General features: G+C 64.6%; 15 protein-coding genes and 1 pseudogene. 6 read left to right on the top strand and 10 right to left on the bottom strand.

The window, feature by feature from the left end:
- The first annotated feature begins 178 nt into the window (after nt 1–178).
- Entirely contained in the window at nt 179–829 is a 651-nt protein-coding gene (locus P5705_RS08435) for a TIGR04211 family SH3 domain-containing protein (protein ID WP_277460390.1), read from the top strand.
- A 101-nt stretch (nt 830–930) separates the two neighbouring features.
- Here the strand turns inward: P5705_RS08435 and P5705_RS08430 are convergent, their stop codons facing one another.
- The 5 genes and pseudogenes from P5705_RS08430 to P5705_RS08410 all read right to left on the bottom strand — a co-directional run bounded on the left by P5705_RS08430 (nt 931) and on the right by P5705_RS08410 (nt 4,221).
- A complete protein-coding gene (locus P5705_RS08430) occupies nt 931–1,866 on the bottom strand; it encodes a 5'-nucleotidase (RefSeq protein ID WP_277460389.1) in 936 nt (311 codons plus the stop codon).
- Nucleotides 1,867–1,907: 41 nt separating this feature from the next.
- Nucleotides 1,908–2,606 carry an MOSC domain-containing protein gene (locus P5705_RS08425; RefSeq protein ID WP_277460388.1) on the bottom strand — a complete coding sequence of 233 codons (699 nt, stop codon included), beginning with the start codon at nt 2,604–2,606 and terminating at the stop codon, nt 1,908–1,910.
- A 70-nt stretch (nt 2,607–2,676) separates the two neighbouring features.
- The gene (locus tag P5705_RS08420) at nt 2,677–2,946 is read right to left on the bottom strand and encodes a hypothetical protein (protein ID WP_277460386.1); all 270 of its coding nucleotides are present in this window, start codon (nt 2,944–2,946) and stop codon (nt 2,677–2,679) included.
- A 101-nt stretch (nt 2,947–3,047) separates the two neighbouring features.
- Nucleotides 3,048–3,293 (bottom strand): annotated as a pseudogene (locus P5705_RS08415) (LysR substrate-binding domain-containing protein); the annotation flags it as partial.
- A 34-nt stretch (nt 3,294–3,327) separates the two neighbouring features.
- Nucleotides 3,328–4,221, bottom strand: a complete 894-nt coding sequence (locus tag P5705_RS08410) for a LysR family transcriptional regulator (RefSeq protein WP_277460384.1) — start codon at nt 4,219–4,221, stop codon at nt 3,328–3,330.
- 241 nt (nt 4,222–4,462) lie between these two features.
- Here P5705_RS08410 and argC point away from each other — a divergent pair, with 241 nt between their 5' ends.
- The 4 genes from argC to P5705_RS08390 all read left to right on the top strand — a co-directional run bounded on the left by argC (nt 4,463) and on the right by P5705_RS08390 (nt 7,852).
- Nucleotides 4,463–5,389 carry an N-acetyl-gamma-glutamyl-phosphate reductase gene (gene argC, locus P5705_RS08405; RefSeq protein ID WP_277460383.1) on the top strand — a complete coding sequence of 309 codons (927 nt, stop codon included), beginning with the start codon at nt 4,463–4,465 and terminating at the stop codon, nt 5,387–5,389.
- Nucleotides 5,390–5,527: 138 nt separating this feature from the next.
- On the top strand, nt 5,528–6,214 hold the full coding sequence (locus P5705_RS08400; protein WP_277460380.1) for a GNAT family N-acetyltransferase: 687 nt from the start codon (nt 5,528–5,530) through the stop codon (nt 6,212–6,214).
- Nucleotides 6,215–6,330: 116 nt separating this feature from the next.
- Nucleotides 6,331–7,458: a hypothetical protein gene (locus P5705_RS08395; RefSeq protein ID WP_277460379.1), complete on the top strand. Its 1,128-nt coding sequence runs from the start codon at nt 6,331–6,333 to the stop codon at nt 7,456–7,458.
- A 34-nt stretch (nt 7,459–7,492) separates the two neighbouring features.
- Nucleotides 7,493–7,852 carry a hypothetical protein gene (locus tag P5705_RS08390; protein WP_277460378.1) on the top strand — a complete coding sequence of 120 codons (360 nt, stop codon included), beginning with the start codon at nt 7,493–7,495 and terminating at the stop codon, nt 7,850–7,852.
- Nucleotides 7,853–8,166: 314 nt separating this feature from the next.
- Here P5705_RS08390 and P5705_RS08385 read toward each other — a convergent pair whose 3' ends face one another.
- From P5705_RS08385 to P5705_RS08365, 5 genes are read right to left on the bottom strand one after another with little or no spacing between them, the layout of a single operon-like run.
- Nucleotides 8,167–8,922: an ABC transporter permease gene (locus P5705_RS08385; protein ID WP_277460377.1), complete on the bottom strand. Its 756-nt coding sequence runs from the start codon at nt 8,920–8,922 to the stop codon at nt 8,167–8,169.
- Nucleotides 8,922–10,127, bottom strand: coding sequence for an ABC transporter substrate-binding protein (locus tag P5705_RS08380; protein ID WP_277460376.1), 1,206 nt, complete (start codon nt 10,125–10,127; stop codon nt 8,922–8,924). Before P5705_RS08380 ends, P5705_RS08385 begins: the two co-directional genes overlap by 1 nt.
- On the bottom strand, nt 10,114–10,935 hold the full coding sequence (locus tag P5705_RS08375; protein WP_277460375.1) for an ABC transporter ATP-binding protein: 822 nt from the start codon (nt 10,933–10,935) through the stop codon (nt 10,114–10,116). The genes P5705_RS08380 and P5705_RS08375 overlap by 14 nt, the downstream gene beginning before the upstream one ends.
- A complete protein-coding gene (locus tag P5705_RS08370; RefSeq protein ID WP_277460374.1) occupies nt 10,932–11,996 on the bottom strand; it encodes an acyl-CoA dehydrogenase family protein in 1,065 nt (354 codons plus the stop codon). Before P5705_RS08370 ends, P5705_RS08375 begins: the two co-directional genes overlap by 4 nt.
- A gap of 46 nt (nt 11,997–12,042) precedes the next feature.
- Nucleotides 12,043–12,603 (bottom strand): carboxymuconolactone decarboxylase family protein, encoded by a 561-nt coding sequence (locus P5705_RS08365; RefSeq protein WP_277460373.1) that lies wholly within the window; start codon nt 12,601–12,603, stop codon nt 12,043–12,045.
- A gap of 102 nt (nt 12,604–12,705) precedes the next feature.
- Between P5705_RS08365 and P5705_RS08360 the strand changes: the two genes are divergently transcribed.
- Nucleotides 12,706–13,617, top strand: a complete 912-nt coding sequence (locus P5705_RS08360) for an AraC family transcriptional regulator (RefSeq protein ID WP_277460372.1) — start codon at nt 12,706–12,708, stop codon at nt 13,615–13,617.
- Nucleotides 13,618–13,652: the final 35 nt, after the last annotated feature.

Below are 13,652 nucleotides of genomic sequence, written 5' to 3'. Positions count from 1 at the left end.
GATGGCGCCCACCGTGCCCCCGCATGCATCGCATCAAGCAACATTCTGCAGACAATTCCCGCCGCAAGCAGTGAACCTGCCTACAAAAATGCGGTCTTTCGCTGACGGTCAACCCACCCGACCGGATCGCCGGCCCAGTCATCGGGCCTTTATTTGTCCTGTTGCAGCGAAGATCACCATGCCAGAAAACCAGCCTGCCTCCTCCGCCCTGCCCGCCCTGCGCGGCGGCCTGATCGCCGCCCTGATCGCCCTGGCCGCGCCCGCCCACGCCGAAGAACCGGCCAGCGATGCGCGCTGGGTCAGCGACAGCCTGAGCACCTATGTGCGCAGTGGCCCCACCGATGGCCACCGCATTGTCGGCACGCTCAAGTCCGGGCAGAAGGTCACGCTGCAGACCACCCAGGGCAACTACAGCCAGGTGCGTGGGCAAAGCGGCGACCTGGTGTGGATCCTCACCAGCGACCTGCAGGCGGTCCCGGGGCAGAACGAGCGCCTGCCACAGCTCGACGCCCAGGTGGCGGAGTTGTCCGGCCAGCTCAAGACCATCGATGACAGTTGGAAGAGCCGTGTGCAGGGCATGCAGGAAACCCTTGATTCGCGCAAGGCGCTGATCGACGAGCTGGAAACCCGCAACAAGGCACTCAACGAACAGCTGGAACAAAGCCAGTCGACCCTGCGCGATACCCAGGCGCGCCTGGGCGATGAGAACAAGCAGGTGATGATGCGCTACATGGTCTACGGTGGCAGCATCGCCGGTGCCGGGCTGCTGGTGGGGTTGATCCTGCCGGCGCTGACCCGTGGCCGCAAGCGCAATGATCGCTGGTTCTGAAACCAGGCATGCCCCCCCTGTAGGAGCCAGCCTTGCTGGCGAACAGCTTCGCGCACGGACCAGAGATCGGCATTGGCCCGGTTCGCCAGCAAGGCTGGCTCCTACCGTGATCGGTTGGTCACGCCGAAGGGGATGTGTACCGAGGGCACCACGGTGCTGGTGCTCTTCAGGTGCCCCGACTGGTCATCGAAGAAGATGTGTGGCTTGAGTACTTGCAACACCCGCCGCTTCTCGATACCCCCGAGGAAGAACGCGTCGTTGGCCATCACCCCCCAGCTTTTCAGGGTGTTCAGCGCACGTTCATGGGAAGGCGCGTTGCGCGCGGTGACGATCGATACCCGCAAGCGGTTCTCGTAGCCGGGGTGCTCGAGTTTGTACTGCTCCTCCGCCGCCTGGATGCGCGCGATGCGCACGAAGAACTCCTTCAATGGCCCCGGATTGTGCGGCTGGGCGACGTTCATCACTTCGTGGGCGTGAAAGCTGTCCAGCCCGCCCGATTGCATCACCGCTTCCGACTCGTCTCCCGCCAACACGCCGTCGAAGTCGAAGGCGATGCGCAGGTTGTCGTCGCTTTCGTCGTCATCGAACTTGGAGTCGAGCACCTGGCCCGCGGGGTAACCCGCCTTGATGGCCGCGTCGACGTGCTGCTTGTCGGCGGACAGGAACAGCGCGATGTTCAACGCCGGGATGTATTCGTAGGGCGAGCGGCCCTGGGTGAAGATGGCCCGGGTCATGTTGAGCCCGTAATGGCCGATGGTCTTCATCACCCGCAAGCCGGTGTCCGGGTCGTTCTGCGACAGCAGCACCACTTCCACCAGCGGATCTTCCGGGTCATCGCGCAGGTCGTTGAGGGCCAGCAAGCGCTTGATGAAGGGGTAAGCAATGCCTTTGCCCAAGGGCACCGCGAGGTGCTGCTCCTGGTATTTGCGGTACTGGGCCTCGCCGTCGCGGCGAAACACCGCGTCGGACTCGCTCAGGTCGAACACCGCGCTAGAGGCGACGCCAATCACCAGGCGGTCATCCAGTTCGAAAGGCATGGGGCAGTCCTTGTCTTGAAAACGGTTGCAAGCGCCTGGGCTCAGGCGTCGGTACGGCCTTGCAGGCGTGATGTCCAATCCTCGACCTGGTGCTGCTCCAGGCGTTTCTCCAGGGTGCGGCGCCAGCTCGGCACCAGCGGCAGCTCGAGGCATTCGCACAGCAGTTCGGGCTCCAGGCGCTTGTCGAACAGTACCGCCGACAGGCGCGCCACCGACCACTGGCCATGAGGTCGCTCGACCAGCTCCAGTGTATCGCCCGCCGCGACCACCCCCTCCTCCAGCACCCGGTAATACCAACCGGTACGCCCGCTCTGCTGCACCCGCAGTGCCATCTGCGCCACGTCGAAGCGATCGTTGAGTTTCCAGCACGGCATGCGGCCCTGGGAGATCTCCAGCAGCGCCGTGCCGACACGGATGCGGTCACCCAGGCAGACGTCGGCTTCACGCCAGCCACGGCTGCTGAAGTTCTCGCCGAAGGCGCCTGGCTTGGCCAACAACGGGTGATCGCCGAGTTCGGCGGCCCAGTCCGGGTAGTGGTCGCGGGGATAGTGATGGATGGCCTTCTCGACACCACCGTGCACGCGCAGGTCGCCCTGTTCATCCCCGGCGATACCCAGGTAGGTCACGCGCAAGGCGCCCTCGCGTGGCTGCTTGTCGATGGCGCTGTGCGAGCCTGGGCGGGTGAACGGCCGGGCGCTGCCGGTGAGCAGGCTGTCGAGGCGCGGAGGGGTCGGGTTCATGCGGCGGTCTCGTGGAAGGTCGGGCGCGAGCTTACACGAGACCTGGCCGCGTTCGGAAAATTACCGTCGGCTACTTGCCGCGGGCCTTGTTGTAGATGGTCTTGGCGCGATCGGCCTGGCTCATGCAGGTCTCCATGTCACCCTTGGTTTGGGCGGCCTTGGCCTGCTTGAGCAACTCATGATAGTCGTGGGCCATGCCGCCATGCAGCGCCTGGCCATCGCTCTTGCTGATGTACTCGAGGTCCTTGATCTTGGCGTCGCAGTTGGTCGCCGCGCTGTCTTCGGCGTGGGCGGCGAAACTGAGCACGGACGCGATCACAAGCAGTGTCATGGATTTCATGGAGCGTTCTCCTGGGAAATGACCGGACTGCCGGGATGAGCGCCGGTCGGGTCGCCGACGCAGCAACAAGGATAGTCAGCCAGGGCGCGGTCGACGCGGCTTCAGCCCAACGGTCGGGCAACCGCCGCCAGCAGAAAGTCGATGAACACCCGCACTTTCAGGGGCATGTGCCGGGCCTGGGGGTAGACCAGCATGAACGGCCGCGACGTCCCGCCGTAGTCGCCCAGCACCTCCACCAGCTCACCGCTGTCCAGGGCGTCCCGCACGGTGAAGCGGTAGGCCTGCATCAAGCCGCCACCATGCCTGGCCAAGGTGCTGGTGGCGGGAAAGTCGCCCAGGCAGGTGAATTCGTGTGATGCCGTTCGCCTGCAAGGCTGGCGCCTACAGGTGGCGCGCCATGCTCAGCGTCTGCAGTGCAGCCAGCACATGGCCCGTCGCCCGCTCCACCTCGCCCTGGCGGCAGGCGATCCCCAACTGCCGCCACAACCCCGGCCGCAACGGCCGTTGCGCGATCCGCGGGTTGTGCTGCTGCACCTCGCCCTCCTGCGGCAGCAGCGTCGCCCCGTACCCTGCCGCCACCAGGCTCTTGATCGCATCGTTGTAGTTCAGTTCGATACGCGGCTCGGGGTACAACCCGGCAGCCGCGAACCACTCCGACGTCACCCGCGACAACTGCGTGGTGCTGTCGTTGAGGATCAACGCCCGCCCGGCCAGCCAGCCCGGCGTGACCCGCGCCGGCGGCCGCCAGTCGGCGGGCACGTAGGCCATGATCGGGTCGCGTCGCCAGGGGGTGACCTTCAGCCCTTTGCCCGCCACCTGTGGCAGCGCCACCAGGCCGATGTCCAGGGTGCCCTCGCGCAGGCGCGCCAGCGAAGCTTGCGAGGTGAGTACCTGGACCTGCACGTCGATCCCTGGGTGATCCACGCGCAAGGCTTCCAGGGCTTGGGGCAGCAAGTGGGCGATGGCGCCGGTCGAAGCGCCCAGGCGCACTCGGCCGGTCAGGCCCTCGACCTGCCGGCGCACCTCGTCCAGCGCCTGGTCGGCGTCAGCCAGCAAGCGTCGGGCGCGGGCCAGCAACGTTTCGCCGACGGCGGTGGGCCGCACTTGGCCACGGGTACGGGTGAGCAAGGGCGCGCCGATCCGCGCCTCCAGTTCGGCGATATGCAGGCTGATGGTCGGCGGCGCCAGGCTGAGCTGGCGGGCGGCGTCGGCGAACGAGCCGAGGTCGACGATCACCACCAGGGTGCGCAGGCGGTCGAGGCTGATTTCTCGCATGGGGTCTCGCATATCGCGGATGACACGGTCCTCTGCAGGAACGGGCTTGCCCGCGAATCAGGCAATACGGTGCATGGCACCGGCTTCGCCGGTGTTCGCGGGTAAACCCGCTCCTAAAGGGCGCTGGGCCGGCTTTGAAATTGTTCATTTTTTCTGAATTTGAACATCATGATATTCAAATTTTCTTTCGTCCAGCCGCAGGCGAGGATATCCCTGTTCCCCTCCTCTACGGACACCCGACATGCACCTCCCCCTCGTTTTCATCGACGGCGACCAAGGCACCACCGGCCTGCAGATCCACGCCCGCCTCAACGGCCGCCAGGACCTGCGCCTGCTCACCCTGCCCGACACCGACCGCAAGAATCCGGCGCGCCGCGCCGAGGCCATCAACAGCGCCGACATCGCCCTGCTCTGCCTGCCCGATGATGCAGCCCGCGACGCCGTGGCGACGATCCACAACCCGGCGGTGCGGGTGATCGACGCCAGCTCCGCCCACCGTACCAGCCCGGGTTGGGTCTACGGCCTGGCGGAACTGAACGCCCAGCAAGCCGAGCGCATCGCCCAGGCCAAGCGGGTGAGCAACCCCGGCTGCTACCCCACCGGCGCCATCGCCTTGCTGCGCCCGCTGGTCGAGGCTGGGTTGCTGCCGGCGGACTACCCGCTGAGCATCCACGCCATCTCCGGCTACTCCGGTGGCGGCCGCGCCGCAGTCGAGCGCCATGAACAGCCGAGCGAAGGCTACCTGCCGACCCTGCAGTTATATGGCCTGGAGCTGGCGCACAAGCATGTGCCGGAGATCCAGCAGCACGCCGGGCTCAGCGCGCGCCCGGTGTTCGTGCCGGGCTACGGCGCCTACCGCCAGGGCATCGTGCTGAGCATCCCGCTGCAGCTGCGCCTGCTCCCGGGTGTCGCTGTCGAGCAGTTGCAGGCCTGCCTGGAACAGCACTACCAGGGCGCCCGCCATGTCCAGGTGATGCCACTGCACCTGCATGGCCCGGCCACCGCGCTGGACCCACAGGCACTGAACGACAGCAATGACCTGCGCCTGGCCGTGTACGCCAACCCCGAGCATGGCCAGGTGCTGCTGACCGCCGTGTTCGACAACCTGGGCAAGGGCGCCTCGGGTGCTGCGGTACAGAACCTCGACCTGATGCTCGCCGCCTTGTAGGAGCCAGCCTTGCTGGCGAACCGCTTTGACAGCGGGTAAGGCCGCGCCTTGCATCGCCGGCAACGCCGGCTCCTACACCTGGCTGCATAGCGGGTAGAATGGCCGCTTCGTCACGTGCCAACCGGAGCCCTGCCCGCGATGTTCATCCTCCGCCGCCTCGACGGCGTGCCGCCCGAATCCTTCCAGAACCAGATCCGCCAGCTGGTGATCGACCATGTCGGCCAGCTCAGCAGTGTCGCCATCAGCGCGGACAATCCGCTCTACCCGCTGTACCAGTACGGCGTGGGGCTGGAGGTGCACCAATACCTGATGGCCCTGGACGGTACCCGTGGCCTGGCCGTGGAGCTGACCCTGGCGCTGGACGCCGAGGCCCCGGACCAACTGCTGGGCTTCGCCCTGGTGCTACCGGCACAAGACAACCCACAAGCCTGTGCCCTGGCCTATCTTGCCGTGGATCCTCACCATCGCCGCCAAGGCATCGCCCGCGGCCTGTTGGAAGACCTGCGCGCACGTTATGGCTGTGTCGAGCTGAGCGCCTTCGCCGCACAGGTACCGTGGTTCGAAGCCATGGGCCTGCAAGTGGTGGCCAGCGCCGGGCCGCAGGTATTGATGAGCAGCACCGGGCGGGCCAGCGGAGCGTTGATCGGGCGGCTGGACATCGCGCCGATCTACCAGACCGTCGAAGTAAGGCAGATTCATGCGTACCTGCTCAAACAGCACGGGGAAGAAGCGATGGTCGAGGCGGAGCGGCAACGAGATCAGCGGCTGGATGAACTCCAACTGCAAGCGCAAGCCGTGATGCGCCAGCGTAAGAACATACATTGAAGGGTTGGCTGGTAATTTATTGCGCAATGTTATTTAGCCCACCTTGCAAGGTGATATCACACTGCTAGCCTGAAAAAATAAAACTGCCCACTAAACACAGCAGCAGGCCAGCAAACATGCATAACCGTATCGAGGGAATGACGGCGGGCATTGTCATGTCCATATTGTTTCTTGCAGGGTGTTCCACCACTCCTTACAAGCAAGACATCCAAGACTTCGATGCTTCGATAAAAGAAACCGCACGGGCAATAACTGCGCAGCAGAAACGTGTAAACGATACGCTATATACCCATTGGATAGAGGAGCGCGCGACAGCCACCACACCCTTTACTATTCCCTCTGACTGCACGGGTGGTGCGACTCTAGGCCAGCTCAATCAGGACAGAGCCTGCCTCCTTGCCTGGTCTGCATCGCGCGAGCAACACCCCGCCTCTTCTGTGATGCCGGCAACGTGCCAGAACGCTTCCGCTCAGGTAAAAGATGGCCAACCACGCATTTACTCAATAGATGAATTGAAAGCAAAAGAAACCAAGCACTGCCAGCTTGGCATGCTGATCAATGGAAAACTTCACTATTCCGAGGCCCAGCCAGCACCTTTGGATGACGGGCAATTGCTTGCTGGGCTGCAAGCATATTCCAATGCCTTGGTGGGTATCGTCGATGCCACGGACAAAGAAGCACTACAAAAATCTTTCGATAAGTCTAAAGCGCAAATAGAGCAACTCGCAAAATCGATAGACGAACGCGATGGCAAGACGTCTGCCCGCACCGCAGTGGCAGGCCCAGTAGTAACACTGGGACAGTCATTGCTCACAGCGCTGCTGGAAGCACGTCGAACCGAGGCGCTCAAAAAAGTGACTGCCGCCGCCGATGGCGTCGTTACTCAAGCCGCTGTCGAACTCTCGAATATTGGCGCATACATGACACAACTCGAACTCAAGTTCGCTGCTGACGCGCTCTTCGCCCACCCCCCAGGGCAACCCACCAATGACGCCAAGGCCTGGCAGTTGCAATATGAAAATACACGCGCTGTTCGCGATAACTACCTGGCACGCTTCGACAACAACCCCGGCGCTGCGTTGAAGGCTATGGCTGATGCGCATCACGCCCTTGCCAATGCGCTGGCAGACCCTTCGACCCAATACGAATCCGTGCAGGCAGCAATCGCCAACTTCGCCGAAAAAGCCCAGGCAATAAGATCGGCTCGGGATGCCGCTGAAAAGGCCAAGGCCGCGGCGTCCTGATAACCAGGCGCTTTACTGGCACAAGGAGACCCGCATGACGTTTTCCTCGAATGACATCGTAACCAGTGCAAGCGACGAATTGGGTATGGCAATGGCCACTATTCGAAGTCGTGCGCTGACAGCCGTGGGCTCTGAGCGCGAGGCACTACTCAATGAATATAAGCGCCTTTCAAGAAAGCAGGAAAAACTCATTGTCGCCGATATCAGAACGCTGATTGACAGTGCGTCAGTCCGCGACACGCTCAACCAATTGAGCGTGCAAGTCCAGGAGTTGGTCAAGGTCCGTCGGGAAATGGCCGAGGCAACCAAGATCACAGAAAAGGTCACTCAAGCGCTTGGAATAGTCGATGTCATCCTGAAAGCGCTGATTGCCATTGGCGTCATTGGTGTCTAGGTCAGCAGGGCATCTCCGCCATAAGGCCATTACTCCCATTACTCACCGAACCTCAGAAGCCCGAAGCCACTTATCGCTCTCAACTGGGAGCACTTGTGTCGCTGAATGAAATCTCCAAAGCGAATGCCGCCCCTATAGACTGGAGCGCGCAGCTTTTGATCATCGACCAGACGCTACCTCGGCCAACAAGCTGCAAAAGGAAAAAGCCGCTGATGCGGCCAAGCTTGTGAAAAGCGACGACAAGACAACCCAGCAACTGATCGAATCGATCCAGGGCGCGGCAAATCGCTGAACCGCCCCCAGGATCGGTCTGCTCAGGCATGCACCCAGCGACGATGCAGCCCCCGCGCAGCTGCATCGAGCATGAAGCCGAGCACGCCGATCAGCAGCACCATCGCCATCAGCTCGGAGTACGCCAGCCGATCACGGGTATCGAGAATGAAGTAGCCCAGCCCCGCGCTCACCCCAAGCATCTCGCACGGCACCAGCACGATCCACAGGATGCCGATGGCCAGGCGCACCCCGGTCAGCACATGGCCGATCACCCCGGGAACGATCACCTTGCACAAGGTCTCCCAGCGCGTGGCGCTGAGGCTGCGGCTCAACTGCAACCAGCGCGGGTCGAGCTGACGCACGCCCGCCGCCGTGTTGAGCAGGATCGGCCACAGCGCGGCAAAGGCCAGCAGGAAATAGATCGGCTGGTCGCCCACCCCCATCAGCATCACCACCACCGGCATCCACGACAGCGGCGAGATCATGCGCAGGAACTGGAACGCTGGCGTGGTCGCTGCCTCCAGGTGCCGGTAGCTGCCCACCAGCAACCCCAGCGGCACACCGATCAGCAGCGCCAGCACCAGGCCGACCAGGATGCGCTTGAGGCTCACCCAGACATGCCCGTACACCTCGCCCTGCCCCAGCAACTCCACCAGGCTGTGCAAGGTGGCCTGGGGCGAAAAGCGCGCAGACAAACCGTCGGCCTCGCCGAACACCCGCACCCCCAGCCACCACAGCAACAACAGCACTGCCAGGCCGGCAAGGCCCAGGGCACCATGTACGACGTGCTTGCGCATCAGACCGCGAACTCCTCGCTACGCTGGAAGTTCTCGGCGATGCCGAACGTCGCCGGGCCGCCGACAGCCGCAATGGCGTTGCGCACGAAGCGGTCGTCGACCAGGTCGCGAGCGGCATGGGCCGGGTCAAGATCGGCGAGGAAACCGTTCTCGCCTTCGATCAGGGTGTTCTTCAGGCGCTTGACCAGCTCCTCGGTGTAGCTGGGGTATGGGTACGGCTGGAAGTCGATGCGCTTTTCATCCCACTGCTGGTGCTGGATGGCGCCGCTGGCGATATAGCCGGCGCGGTCGTCGGCAGACGGTGCCAGCACCCGGGTGAGCACCGCCGGCTCGTGTGGGGTGTATTTGTTGGGGCCAGCCTTGGACAGCAACGCGGCCGCCTCGGCGCGGTGCTCGCGGGTCCATTGCTGGGCCTTGACGATGGCATTGACCACCTTCTGCGACCACTCGGGGCGGTTGTTGAGGTCGTGCTCATGCATGAACACCACGCAGCAGGCATGGTTGCGCCAGACATCGCCGGTGAAACGCTGCACGCGGCCGACCTTGAGGTTCTCGGCCAGAGCGTTGAACGGCTCGGCGACGATGTAGCCGGCGATGCGCTTGCTGGCCAGGGCCGGTGGCATGTCCGAGGGCGGCAGCACCAACAGGTTGACTTCGTTGGCGGCCAGCTGCGCGGTGGCAGGCTTCGACACCGCCTTCAGGCCGTTGTCGGCGAGCATCTGCTGCAGCACCACGTTGTGGATCGAGTACCAGAACGGAATGGCCACGGTCTTGCCGCCAAGCTGTTTCATGTCGGTGATGTCCGGGGCCACGGTCAGGCCCGAGCCACCGACGTGGTTCCACGCCACGACCTTGGCCGGCACCTTGCTGCCGTAACGCGCCCAGACGGTCATCGGCGACAGCAGGTGGATGACGTTGACCTGGCCGGAGATGAACGCCTCGATCACCTGGGCCCAACTGCGCAGCAGCACCGGGCGCTCGGCCTTGATGCCCTCGGCCTCGAACAGGCCGTTGTTGTGCGCCACCAGCAGCGGCGTGGCGTCGGTGATCGGCAGGTAGCCGATGCGCACCGGCGCATCCGGTTCGGCGGCGGCGCGGGCCTGCAGGCTGGACAGCAACGGCACGGCACCGGCGGCGGTGAGCATGGCGCTCAACTTGAGAAAATCGCGACGGGACGTCGAGGAACAGCAGTCATCCATGCACATGGACAGCCTCCGAGGGCAAGGGGGATGGGGTGGGTTCGGCTACACGGCTTGCCCGCCGCAGGGTTTTCAGGATGTCGATACGCAAGGCGCCCAGCTCCTCGACCCGCTGCGCGCGCGGCTGCGGCAGGTCGATACGCCACTGGCCGAGGGTGCGCGCCGGGTGGTCGCCCAGTAGCAGCACGCGATCGGACAGCAGCAGGGCTTCGTCGATGTCGTGGGTGATCAGCACGGCGGCGGTGTTGTGGGTGGCGATCAGTTGCAGCAGCAGTTGCTGCATATCGGCACGGGTCACCTCGTCCAGCGCACCGAACGGCTCGTCGAGCAACAAAACTTCAGGTTGGCGGGCCAGGCAACGGGCCAGCGCGGTGCGCTGGGCCATGCCACCGGACAACTGGGCCGGATACTGACCGCGTGCATGGGCCAGGCCGACGGCGTCGATGGCATGCTCGATCCGCGCGCGGCGTTCGCTGCTCGAGAGTTTGGGCTGGCGAGCGAAATCGAGACCGAAGGCGACATTCTTTTCCAGGCTGAGCCAGGGCAGCAGGCTCGGGTCCTGGAACGCCACCGCCAGGCGCGGGTGCGGCCCCTGCAACACCTCGCCATGCAACGTGACGACGCCGCCACGCGGTTGCTGCAAACCCGCCAGCACCCGCAGCAGGCTGGACTTGCCCACCCCGCTGGGGCCGAGAAGGGTGACCACCTCGCCAGCGGCCAGGGTCAGGTCGAACTGCGCCAACACGGCCTGCCAGCCACCCTCGCGGGGGTAGCCAAGGCTGATGTCCCGGGCCTCGAGCAACGCTTCACTCATGCCGTGGCCGCCTGGCGTTGCAACTCGGCGCGCAGTTGCACCAGGCTCGGGGTGACGATCGGCACGAACGCCGACTCGCGCCAGCGGCGGGCGAACCCTTCGCCATAGGCCGTCAGGTACGCTTTGCCACCGCTGGCCTGCAGTTCCAGCTGCACGGCGTCGGCGGCGCTTTCGGCGAGGGTGATGCGCAGCTTGAACAGGGCTGCCGGCTGCTTGAGGAAGCGCCCGTCGAGCAGGCCCTGCTTGAGCTCACCAACAGTGTTTTCCAGGCGCTCCTTGAGCACCAGGCGGGCCTCTTCGAGGAACGAGCCACGGCCTTGCAGGTGCTCCTGTACCTCGTCCAGGGCGCGCCGTGCCAGGCCGATGGCCATGCCGCACTGCAAGGCGAGGAACGCCGGGCGTACCTTGGGCAGGAATTCGCGGGCATTGTCGTGCAGCAGCCAGTCGCGGGCCAATCCCACCTGGTGGAAGGCCAGTGCCGCGGTGTTGCTCGATTGCAGCCCCATCAGTTGCAGGTCGTCGGAACGTTCCAGGCCAGTAGCGGTGGACGGAATCGCGACCACGAACGGCGGGCCACCGGCATCGTCCTCGATGGCCGCGGCCACCACGAAGCCGCATTTGCGCAGGTTGGTCACCCAGTGCAGGCGGCCTTCCAGGGTCCAGCCATCCGTTGTGGGCCGTCCACGTACTTGCAGGGCCTCGATGCCGGACAGGAACTTCATGGCGTTGGACAACCCCGTGGCGCCGGCCAGCTCACCCTTGAGCAGGTCGGGGAGCAAGCGCTCGCGCACGGCCTGGTTGGGGCTTTGCAACAGGTATTCGATGAAGGCGCGCTGCCCCCAGCAGACGAAGGCCGCGGCCAGTGAGCGGCTGGCGATGGCGGCGATGGCTTCCACCGCCTCGGTGACGTCGCCGCCCGAGCCGCCGAGGGCTGGGTCGACGCCGACGCGCAACAGTTGCGACTCGGCGATGTGCGCCAGCACCAGGTGCGGGTCGCACCGGCCCTGGTCGATGGCCTCGGCATTGGCATCCAGCCAGTGGCGAAATGCGGAATCAAGCATGTCCCTACTCCTTTGAAACGCCGGCCACGCCGGCACCGGGCGTGGTTTACGCCGAAGGCTGCCAGCGGTACTTGCCCAGCTCGTCGTTGAGCGGCGTCTGGGCGAACACATTAGCAAAGTTGCACAGGGTTGCGAGGCTCACGCCAAGGATCACTTCCAGGGCGTTGCCCTCGGTGAAACCGGCGTCGCGGAAGGCCTGGTAGGTGGCATCGCTGACATTGCCGCGGGTGGCGATCACTTCACGGGCGAACTCGGCCAGGGTCTCGAAGCGGGCATCCGGCAATTCACCGCGGGCGCGCAGCGCATCGACCACCTCTTGCGGCAGCTTGGCCTTGTTCAGCGCCACGGCGGTATGGCCGGCCACGCAGAAGTCGCAACCGTGCTGGGTGGCGGCGATCAACTGCACCACTTCGCGCTCGGCCAGGGTCAGTTCCGACTTGCCGTTGAGCGCCGACACCGTGACGTAGGTTTCCAGGGCGGCGGGGGCGTTGGCGAGGATGCCCAGCAGGTTGGGGATGAAGCCTGAGTTCTTCTGCGCGTTCTCGAGGAACGGACGCGCGGCTTCCGGAGCGGTCTGCAGGCTGTGTAGAGTGATGCGCGCGGACATGGAGTGGTCTCCTTTGATGTAGGTCGCTACAGTCTGTTGGTTATAAGAAGTAGCATCCATATTCATCAGTCGCCTTTCCTTGCTCCAGAGTCCTTGCATTAGATGATTTCATCCAGCCACCTCGTCGATTGGTTATTAGAAGGCCTGGAACTCGACGCCAGCCTGTTCCATGTCGGCCGCTACTGCGGTGGCTGGCATGCCAGCACCCAGGGCATGGGCCGGGCCAGTTTCCACCTGGTGGTGCAGGGGCATTGCTGGCTGCATATCGATGGCCAGCCCGAGGCGCTGCGGCTGGAAAGCGGCGACGCGGTGTTCCTGCTGCGTGACCTGGGCTATCGACTGTCAAGTGACCGCAACGCAACCGATGCCTGCGCACAACCACGCCAGACGATGCAGGGGCTGGAGCTGGAAGCGGGTGATGGCGTCGGGCTGGTGTGCGGGTTCTTCCATTTCCAGACAGGGCTGTCGACGCTGATCGTCGAGGGGCTGCCGGGCTGGGTCCTGCTCCGTGCCGGGGACCCGGCCGGAAGCGCTGCGCGGGCGCTGTTCGAGCTGATCCTGGAAGAGTGTCGGCGCGCGCCTCAACCGTCGGCCACGTTGCTCGAACGGCTGACTCACCTGTTGTTCCTCTACGTGCTGCGCCAGCAGGTGCATGAAGGGCTCGCGCTCGGTGGCCTGGTCGCCCTCGCCCGCCAGCCGGCCTTCGCCGGGTTGCTGGAGCAGATGATCGAGCAGCCTGGGCGGGCCTGGACGCTGGAGAGCATGGCGGCCTGCGCGGGGCTTTCACGCTCGGCGTTCTTCAAACGCTTCAACGAACTGGCCGGGCAGTCGCCGGGGCAGGTGCTGCTGGCGCTGCGCATGCGCCATGCCTGCCAGTTGCTCAAGGCGGGGAGTACCGTCGAGCAGGTGGGGGCGCAGGTGGGGTATCAATCGGTGGCCGCGTTTACGCGGGCGTTTGCCAAGGCGGTGGGGGTGCAACCGGGCGCTTATCGCAGGCAGCGCAATGAGCCGTGAAGGCTTCGGCTTTCAGCGGTTGGATTTTGACGAAG

The organism is Pseudomonas entomophila, from assembly GCF_029478665.1.
In the GTDB taxonomy this organism is placed as follows: domain Bacteria; phylum Pseudomonadota; class Gammaproteobacteria; order Pseudomonadales; family Pseudomonadaceae; genus Aquipseudomonas; species Aquipseudomonas entomophila_F.
Note: the sequence above shows the minus strand (reverse complement) of the source record. Positions and strands in the feature narration are given on the sequence as shown.

Coding starts and splice junctions, on each gene's coding strand:
- P5705_RS08435 (WP_277460390.1), top strand. CDS start 179: ATGCCAGAAAACCAGCCTGCCTCCTCCGCCCTGCCCGCCCTGCGCGGC.
- P5705_RS08430 (WP_277460389.1), bottom strand. CDS start 1,866: ATGCCTTTCGAACTGGATGACCGCCTGGTGATTGGCGTCGCCTCTAGC.
- P5705_RS08425 (WP_277460388.1), bottom strand. CDS start 2,606: ATGAACCCGACCCCTCCGCGCCTCGACAGCCTGCTCACCGGCAGCGCC.
- P5705_RS08420 (WP_277460386.1), bottom strand. CDS start 2,946: ATGAAATCCATGACACTGCTTGTGATCGCGTCCGTGCTCAGTTTCGCC.
- P5705_RS08410 (WP_277460384.1), bottom strand. CDS start 4,221: ATGCGAGAAATCAGCCTCGACCGCCTGCGCACCCTGGTGGTGATCGTC.
- argC (WP_277460383.1), top strand. CDS start 4,463: ATGCACCTCCCCCTCGTTTTCATCGACGGCGACCAAGGCACCACCGGC.
- P5705_RS08400 (WP_277460380.1), top strand. CDS start 5,528: ATGTTCATCCTCCGCCGCCTCGACGGCGTGCCGCCCGAATCCTTCCAG.
- P5705_RS08395 (WP_277460379.1), top strand. CDS start 6,331: ATGCATAACCGTATCGAGGGAATGACGGCGGGCATTGTCATGTCCATA.
- P5705_RS08390 (WP_277460378.1), top strand. CDS start 7,493: ATGACGTTTTCCTCGAATGACATCGTAACCAGTGCAAGCGACGAATTG.
- P5705_RS08385 (WP_277460377.1), bottom strand. CDS start 8,922: ATGCGCAAGCACGTCGTACATGGTGCCCTGGGCCTTGCCGGCCTGGCA.
- P5705_RS08380 (WP_277460376.1), bottom strand. CDS start 10,127: ATGTGCATGGATGACTGCTGTTCCTCGACGTCCCGTCGCGATTTTCTC.
- P5705_RS08375 (WP_277460375.1), bottom strand. CDS start 10,935: ATGAGTGAAGCGTTGCTCGAGGCCCGGGACATCAGCCTTGGCTACCCC.
- P5705_RS08370 (WP_277460374.1), bottom strand. CDS start 11,996: ATGCTTGATTCCGCATTTCGCCACTGGCTGGATGCCAATGCCGAGGCC.
- P5705_RS08365 (WP_277460373.1), bottom strand. CDS start 12,603: ATGTCCGCGCGCATCACTCTACACAGCCTGCAGACCGCTCCGGAAGCC.
- P5705_RS08360 (WP_277460372.1), top strand. CDS start 12,706: ATGATTTCATCCAGCCACCTCGTCGATTGGTTATTAGAAGGCCTGGAA.